The sequence below is a fragment of the Pseudonocardia kujensis genome, from assembly GCF_021283305.1.
Taxonomy (GTDB): Bacteria; Actinomycetota; Actinomycetes; order Mycobacteriales; family Pseudonocardiaceae; genus Pseudonocardia; species Pseudonocardia kujensis.
In genome coordinates, this window is sequence record NZ_JAJSOK010000131.1 from 1 (window position 1) to 7,104 (window position 7,104).

The window sequence follows — 7,104 nt, forward strand, 5'->3', positions numbered from 1 at the left end:
AGGCTCCCCAGCGGGCAGGGCGACCCTCGATATGTCGCACCCACGGGTGCTGACCCAACCCAGCGGCACAAGACCGCCATGAGGCGCCCTGCCCCCTCAATCGCCCTTGTTCAGCAGTCTCCTAGGAGCCTGTCTCCAGCAGCGTCTTCAGGTCGGACAGCAGCCGCGGCCAGCCCTGCGCCACCATCTCGGCGACCCGGCTGCCGGGGTCGAAGTCGTCGTGCACCACGGTCAGCTTGACGACGTCGCCCTCCGGCTCGATCTCGAAGGCCACCCGCGACCGGCGTTCGGCCGCGATGCGGGCGAGGGTCTCCTCGTCGATCCCCGCGGCCGCCGCCCACTCCGGTGTGAAGGTGTGCCAGGTGTAGGCGAGCCGGCGCGGCGGGTCCGCCTCCAGCACGACCTGCCCGGGGTCGACGGTCTCGCGGCCGTTCTCCTCCCAGACCATCGGCGCGCCCTTGCGCCACTCGGTCCGGAGGGCCACGCCCCAGTAGCGGCGGGTGAAGGCCGGGTCGGTCAGCGCCTCCCACAGCCGCTCGGGCGTGGTCCGCACGTAGGTGGTGTAGGTGAACTCGGTCGGTGACACGGGTGCTCCCTCCAGCGCCTCCCGCAGGTCGGAGAGCGCCCGGACGCGCTCGCGGGCGTACCGGCCGATCCAGCGCTCGGCGATCAGGTCGATGGGTGCGGCGTCGAGGTGGTGCAGCTTCTCGCGCCCCCGGCGCCGGGTCGTGACGAGACCGGCGGCCTCCAGCACCGTGAGGTGCTTGGTCACCGCCTGCCGGCTCATGTCGAGCCCCGCGCACAGCTCGCGCAGGGTCTGCCCGTTGCGCAGCCGCAGGCGGTCCAGGAGCGCACGGCGGTGCGGGTCGGCGAGCGCCCGGAACACCTCGTCCATCCCCGCCTCCTCCGGCAACCTGGAGGTTGCCTTTTACAGGCAACCTCCAGGTTGCGTGTCAAGCACGACGAAGGGGCGGACCACGCGGGCCCGCCCCTTCGTCGTGTCGGTCAGCCCTTCTCGGCGAGCTCCTTCTCGTACTTCGCGGTCATGTGGTCGACGGCGGCGAGCTGGGTCGCGGCGTGCGCCTCACGCGTGTCCAGCGCCCGCTTCTTCGCGGCGAGCGTGCTCTCGGCCTGGCCCTGGAAGTGCGGGAACACCTGCTGGGCGATGAGCTCGTGGGAGCGCTTGGTGGCCTCCGGGTTCGCCCAGTCGTGCCCCATCAGGAGCATGCAGCCGAAGCCCCCGTTGCTCTGGTCCCACAGCCGCTGGACCTGCGCGCGGGCGTCCTCGACCGTGCCGATCGCGCCGATGCCGGCCTCGTTGACGAAGTCGATCATGCCCTTGATGTCCGTCGAGTCGCCGACGTCCATCTGCGGGAACGCCGCGACCTTCTGGAAGTAGTTGAACCAGGGCACGATGCCGAACTCGACGTCGCGGTAGGCCTGCTCCTTCGTCTCGGCGATGTGCATCAGCCCGACGAGCCGCCAGCCCGAGCGGTCCGGCGTCGGCTGGCCGAAGTGCGCGGCCCGCTCCTCGACGACGTTCCAGTGGTGGGCCAGGGCGTCGAAACCGTCCTGGGTGAGCGTGGCGCCGATGGACAGCAGCCCGGTGCCGTGCCGGCCGGCGAGTCGCGGGCCGGTCGGCGAGGCGACCGCGGCGACGGCCACGTCGAAGCACGGGTCGGTGAACGGGCGCAGCTGCAGCTGGGCGTCGATCAGGTTGTGGGTCTTCGTCTGCTGCGTGACGGACTCGCCGCGCAGCAGCCGCATGATGATGTCGATGTTGACGTCGAGCAGCTCACGGGTGTCGGTCGGGTTCAGCCCGATCATCGCCGAGTCCGTGGGCAGCGAGCCGGGGCCGACGCCCAGCATCGCGCGGCCGCGGGTCAGGTGGTCGAGCATGACCATGCGGTCCGCGACCCACAGCGGGTTGTGGTAGGCGATCGAGGTCACGCCGGTGCCGAGCTTGATGTTCCGGGTCCGCTCGGCCGCGGCCGCGATGAAGATCTCCGGCGACGCGATGATCTCGCTGCCCGCGGAGTGGTGCTCGCCGATCCAGGCCTCGTCGTAGCCGAGCCGGTCGAGGTGCGTGACGAACTCGAGGTCGCGCTGCAGGGCGAGGGTCGGGTTCTGCCCGGGCACGTGGAAGGGGGCGAGGAAGGTGCCGAACCGCAGTCGGGTCACGAGTTGCTCCTGATCGTCGTCGATCCTCACTGCTCGCACCGCGCAGGAGGGCGCGGGGAGGGGCACCGCCATCGTGGGCCGGGCCACCTGACCCGCCGTGTCCGAAAACGGGACACCCCCGGGTCACCCGAGCAGCGGCAGGCCCTTGACCAGCTTCGCGACCCGGTTGCGCGGGCCCACCACGCTCACCGCGTTGTACTCGACTTCCTCCGACGCCGTGGCGGCGAGGGTCTCGAGGTACTCGTCGTAGACGCGGGTCCGCTGGGCGGCGGCCGGCATGTCGGCCACGAACACGTCGTCCGACCCCCCGGCGCGTTCCCGCAACCGGCGCAGGTCCTCGGCCGAGCCCCGCAGCACCGAACACCCGGCCCACGGCAGGCCGGGGTGGATCGCGCCGCCGGCGTCCTTGCCGTCGGGCCCGACCAGCCCGGCGACCTCGCACGCCGTCGCGGACGCCACGCAGATCGCGGCGTTGGTGGCCAGGCCCGCGCCGAGCGCGTCGTTCACCGCCACGACCCACTTGAGCCGGGCCGAGCGCGTCGGCTCACCGGTGGCGATCTCCTCGGGCGCGAATCCCACGGACACGAGCACTCCTCGTCGTCGATACGACTGATGCGTTCGACGCTAACCGGAGGGACGAGAAAGAGCCAGGGACCTCGTATGAAGTACGGGTAGCCTGTCTCCATGGCGGATCTCGACGCACTGGATACGGCGATCCTGCGGGAACTGCAGCGCGATGCACGGCGGACCAACCGCGACGTGGCGGCCGCGGTGGGCGTGTCCCCCACCACCGCCCTGGACCGCACGCGGGCACTGCGCCGGCGCGGCGTGATCCGCGGCGCGCGGCTCGACATCGACCTCGCCGCGGTGGGCCGGCCGGTGCAGGCGCTGATCGCGGTCCGTGTCCGTCCGCCCTCGCGCCGTACCATCGAGGGGTTCCGCAACTGGGTGACGCGGCTGCCGGAGACCCTCGGCGTCTTCGTCACGACGGGGACCGAGGACTTCCTCCTGCACGTCGCCGTGCCGGACAACCAGGCCCTGTACTCCCTGGTGATCGACAAGCTCACCGAGCGCGCCGAGATCGCCGACGTGCGCACCTCGGTGATCTACGAGCACATCGTGGGCGACGTCATAGCGTGACCGACACGATGGACACCCGTTCCAGACGGGTGTCTTGATCACCTACTACTGTCGCCGCCCATGGGACATCGCGAGGACCTGCTGGACGGCGCCGCCGACTGCCTGTACGAGAAGGGCTTCGGCCGGACGACCGCGCGGGACGTCGTCGCCGTCTCCGGCACGAACCTCGCCTCGATCGGCTACCACTTCGGCTCGAAGGAGGCCCTGCTCACCGAGGCTGCGGTGCGGGGTGCCGCGGACTGGGCGGAGGCCCTCGACCGCGCGCTCGCCCAGGTCGACCCGACCGCCTCCCCGGAGGAGCGGGTGGCGCAGACCTGGACCGCGGTGGTGGACCTGTTCACCCGCGAGCGCCGGTTGTGGGTCACCTACGTCGAGTCCCTCGCCGAGTCGGCGCGCTCCCCCCGGCTGCACGACGCGCTGGTGGGCGCCCAGCACCGGACCCGCGAGGAGCTGGCCTCGATGTTCCACGCGCTACCCGACGACCCGGCCGAGGCCGACCACCGCACCCGCGTGCTCGGCGGCTTCTACCAGGCCCTGCTCACCGGGCTGATGGTGCAGTGGGTCGTCGACCCGGAGGCGGCCCCGACGGGCGCCGACGTGGCCGAGGCGATCGGGATGCTCGTCGGCTCGCCGGAGCTGGCCGCCCACTGACGGCGCCCACCCACGACGCCTACCCGACGGCGCCCACCCGCGACACCCACCGCGCGTGCTCGTCGCGCGTGCTCGTCGCGCTCACCCGTCGCGCTGTGGCCGCCCGATCCCGAAGGCGTACAGGACCCCGAGCGCGGCGAGCGGCGGCAGCCCGGTCCAGAGGAACCACGGGTAGAGCAGCTCGCCGGTGGTGATCGAGACGATGGCCCAGGCCACGAGGTTCACCACCGCGATCGTGGTGAAGATGATCGTGAGCACGCGCATCGCCGTGCCGCCGCCGGTCTCCGAGAAGACGCGCCGGCGCGAGGTGTCCGGCAGCCGCGCCGGCGCCGCCGGAAGGTCCCGGAGCAGGCGGGCGAGGTCACCGCGGGTGCGCGCCTCCCAGACCTCCCGCGCGCGCGTGTCGTACTCGCCCAGGTCGAGCAGGCCCTCGCCCTGCGCCCACTGCAGGTGCCGCGCGGCCCGGGCGCGGTCGATGTCGGAGACGCGCATGTCCTCGGGGCGCACCGGCTCGGTCACGCCGTCCATGCTGCCCGCCCTTGCGGTGTGACGGATCGGGGATCGCCCGGATGCGCGCCGCCCGCCATGCTGTGCGCATGTCGGGCCCCAGCTCCCCGGACCCCCGCCCCGCCTCCCCCGGAACGGCCGCCTTCGACCACCTCCCCCGGCCCGACGCCGTCGCCGCGCTGCTCTCCGTCTGCTCCTCGCCCGCGTGGGCCGAGGCCGTGGCCGACGGCCGGCCCTACGGCGATCTCGACGCCCTGCTCGCCGCCGCCGACACCGCGCTGGACCGGCTCGCCGCGGCCGGGATCGCCGACGCCCTCGCCGGGCACCCGCGCATCGGCGAGCGGGCCGTCCACTCCCCGACCTCGGCCCGCGAGCAGGCCGGGATGGCCGGGGCGCCGGATGCGGTCCGGGCCGCGATCGCGGAGGGCAACGCCGAGTACGAGCGCCGGTTCGGGCACGTCTACCTCGTCTGCGCCTCCGGCCGCGACGCCGACGAGCTGCTGGCCGTGCTCCGCGAGCGGCTCGGCAACAGCGCCGAGGAGGAGGCCCGGCGCACGCGCGCCGAGCTGGCCGCCATCAACCGTCTGCGGCTCACCGGACTCATCGTGCAGGATCGGTGAGGTGAGTACGGCAGTCCCGGGCCATCCCGCCGCCCCCGTCCCCGAGCGGCTCTTCGACGACGAGCGCGAGCAGCGCTGGCGCGCCCGCTTCACGGCGGTCCGCATGTCCCGGCCCTCCTGGGCGCTCGACGCACCGGACCGCAGCGTGTACTCGTCGAACGCCAGCGGCACCACCCAGGTGCACACCTGGGACCGCGCCACGGACCTGCACCGGCAGGTCACCGACCGTGCCGCCGGCACCCACTACGCCACCCTGCCGCCCGACGGCGAGCACGTGTGGTGGTTCGCCGACACGGACGGCGACGAGTTCGGTCACTGGGTCGCCGAGCCCTTCGCGGGGCTGCCCGCCGGTGCGGAGCCCGCGAACCCGCTGCCCGGCGTCGAGGACGGCTACCCCGCCGGCCTCGACATCGGCCGGGAGCTGGTCGCCGTCGGCACGTCGACCGACGAGGGCACCACGATCTGGCTGCACCGCCGCGGCTCCGCCGAGCCCGCCACCCGGATCTACCACCACCCGGAGGACGCCGGCGTCGGTGGCCTCTCCGAGGACGAGACGCTGCTCGCGATCAGCCACTCCGAGCACGGCGACTCCCGGCACCCCGCGCTGCGCGTCATGACGATCGGCGGCGAGCTCGTCGCCGAGAAGTCCGACGGGCCCGGCAAGGGCCTGAGCCCGATCGCCTTCGCGCCCGTGCGCGGCGACCAGCGGCTGCTCGTCGGGCACGAGCGCCGCGGCCGCGAGGAGCTGCTGCTCTGGGACGTCGCCACGGACGCCGAGACCGAGCTCGACCTGGGCCTGCCCGGCGAGCTCGACGCGGACTTCTACCCGGACGCGTCGGCCCTGCTGATCTGGCACACCCACGCCGCACGCACCCGGCTGCACCGCTACGACCTCACCACCGGCGAGCTCACCGAGCTGGCGACCGCCCCGGGCTGCATCGGCTCGGCCGACGTCCGGCCGGACGGGACGGTGGAGTACTCCAGCTCCTCGGCCGCCACCCCGTCGGCGGTCCGGGCGCTGCACCCGGACGGCACGGACCGCCGGCTGCTCACCCCGCCCGGTGAGCCGGCCCCCGACTCCGTCCCGGTCGAGGACCTGTGGGTCGACGGGCCGGGCGGGAAGGTCCACGCGCTGCTCGCCCGACCCGCGCCGTCCCCCGCCCACCCCGAGGGCCCCTTCCCGGCCGTGTTCGCCCTGCACGGGGGCCCGCACGCCGCCGACGAGGACCGCTTCTCCGCGGCCCGCGCCGCCTGGGTCGACGCCGGGTTCGCCGTGGTCGAGGTCAACTACCGCGGCTCGACGGGCTACGGCTCCGCCTGGCGGGACGCGATCGAGGGCCGGCCGGGCCTGACCGAGCTCGAGGACGTCGCCGCGGTGCACGACGCCGTGGTGGCCGCCGGGCTCGCCGACCCCGCGCGCACGGTGGTCGAGGGCTGGTCGTGGGGCGGCTACCTGGCGCTGCTCGCCGCGGGCACCCAGCCCGAGCGGTGGGCCGCGGCGATCGGCGGCGTGCCGGTGGCGGACTATCTCGCCGCCTACGCCGACGAGATGGAGCAGCTGCGCGCCTTCGACCGCGCCCTGTTCGGCGGGTCCCCCGAGGAGGTGCCGGAGCGCTACCGGAGCGCGTCGCCGCTGACCTACGTCGGCGACGTACGCGCCCCGGTGCTGGTGCTGGCCGGGGAGAACGACCCGCGCTGCCCGATCCGGCAGATCGACAACTACCTCGACGCGCTGCGCGAACGCGCCGACCTGCCCTACGAGGTCGCGCGGTTCGACGCCGGCCACGGCTCGCTCGTCGTCGCCGAGACGCTCCGGCACGTGGCCACGGAGATCGACTTCGCCCGCCGCGCCCTCGAGAGGATCACAGTCGCGCGGACCTAGTGTCCTGCGCCTGAAATTCGCTAAATATCGGTAGGCTGCCGGTCGTGCCGAGTAGGGGCCGGCCGGTGGCCGAGGTGAACCTGACCGACGAGCAGCGCGAGACGCTGGTCCGGTGGTCACGGC

The 7,104-nt window shown here is 73.6% G+C and carries 8 protein-coding genes; 4 read left to right on the forward strand and 4 right to left on the reverse strand.

Annotated features, from left to right (window positions below; all coding sequences use genetic code 11):
- Positions 1-121: 121 nt before the first annotated feature.
- The 3 genes from LWC35_RS38365 to LWC35_RS38375 all read right to left on the reverse strand — a co-directional run bounded on the left by LWC35_RS38365 (position 122) and on the right by LWC35_RS38375 (position 2,766).
- Complete coding sequence (locus tag LWC35_RS38365) at positions 122-895, reverse strand: ArsR/SmtB family transcription factor (RefSeq protein ID WP_232875507.1); 774 nt, start codon at positions 893-895, stop codon at positions 122-124.
- A gap of 110 nt (positions 896-1,005) precedes the next feature.
- Complete coding sequence (locus tag LWC35_RS38370) at positions 1,006-2,181, reverse strand: LLM class flavin-dependent oxidoreductase (RefSeq protein WP_232875508.1); 1,176 nt, start codon at positions 2,179-2,181, stop codon at positions 1,006-1,008.
- Between the two features lie 123 nt (positions 2,182-2,304).
- Positions 2,305-2,766, reverse strand: a complete 462-nt coding sequence (locus LWC35_RS38375) for a DUF2000 domain-containing protein (RefSeq protein ID WP_232875509.1) — start codon at positions 2,764-2,766, stop codon at positions 2,305-2,307.
- 99 nt (positions 2,767-2,865) lie between these two features.
- Between LWC35_RS38375 and LWC35_RS38380 the strand changes: the two genes are divergently transcribed.
- Together LWC35_RS38380 and LWC35_RS38385 are read left to right on the forward strand one after the other, a co-directional pair.
- Positions 2,866-3,321, forward strand: a complete 456-nt coding sequence (locus LWC35_RS38380; protein ID WP_232875510.1) for an Lrp/AsnC family transcriptional regulator — start codon at positions 2,866-2,868, stop codon at positions 3,319-3,321.
- A gap of 60 nt (positions 3,322-3,381) precedes the next feature.
- Positions 3,382-3,972, forward strand: coding sequence for a TetR/AcrR family transcriptional regulator (locus LWC35_RS38385; protein WP_232875511.1), 591 nt, complete (start codon positions 3,382-3,384; stop codon positions 3,970-3,972).
- 81 nt (positions 3,973-4,053) lie between these two features.
- Here LWC35_RS38385 and LWC35_RS38390 read toward each other — a convergent pair whose 3' ends face one another.
- On the reverse strand, positions 4,054-4,491 hold the full coding sequence (locus LWC35_RS38390; RefSeq protein ID WP_232875512.1) for a DUF1707 SHOCT-like domain-containing protein: 438 nt from the start codon (positions 4,489-4,491) through the stop codon (positions 4,054-4,056).
- A 77-nt stretch (positions 4,492-4,568) separates the two neighbouring features.
- Here LWC35_RS38390 and uraD point away from each other — a divergent pair, with 77 nt between their 5' ends.
- Both uraD and LWC35_RS38400 read left to right on the forward strand, forming a co-directional pair.
- Entirely contained in the window at positions 4,569-5,099 is a 531-nt protein-coding gene (gene uraD, locus LWC35_RS38395) for a 2-oxo-4-hydroxy-4-carboxy-5-ureidoimidazoline decarboxylase (RefSeq protein ID WP_232875513.1), read from the forward strand.
- 1 nt (position 5,100) lies between these two features.
- A complete protein-coding gene (locus LWC35_RS38400; RefSeq protein ID WP_232875514.1) occupies positions 5,101-6,981 on the forward strand; it encodes a S9 family peptidase in 1,881 nt (626 codons plus the stop codon).
- Positions 6,982-7,104 lie beyond the last annotated feature (123 nt).

What these genes read in the sequence shown, in the direction of transcription:
- LWC35_RS38385 (WP_232875511.1), top strand. Translation starts at nt 3,382, where the DNA reads ATGGGACATCGCGAGGACCTGCTGGACGGCGCCGCCGACTGCCTGTAC.
- uraD (WP_232875513.1), top strand. Translation starts at nt 4,569, where the DNA reads ATGTCGGGCCCCAGCTCCCCGGACCCCCGCCCCGCCTCCCCCGGAACG.
- LWC35_RS38380 (WP_232875510.1), top strand. Translation starts at nt 2,866, where the DNA reads ATGGCGGATCTCGACGCACTGGATACGGCGATCCTGCGGGAACTGCAG.
- LWC35_RS38365 (WP_232875507.1), bottom strand. Translation starts at nt 895, where the DNA reads ATGGACGAGGTGTTCCGGGCGCTCGCCGACCCGCACCGCCGTGCGCTC.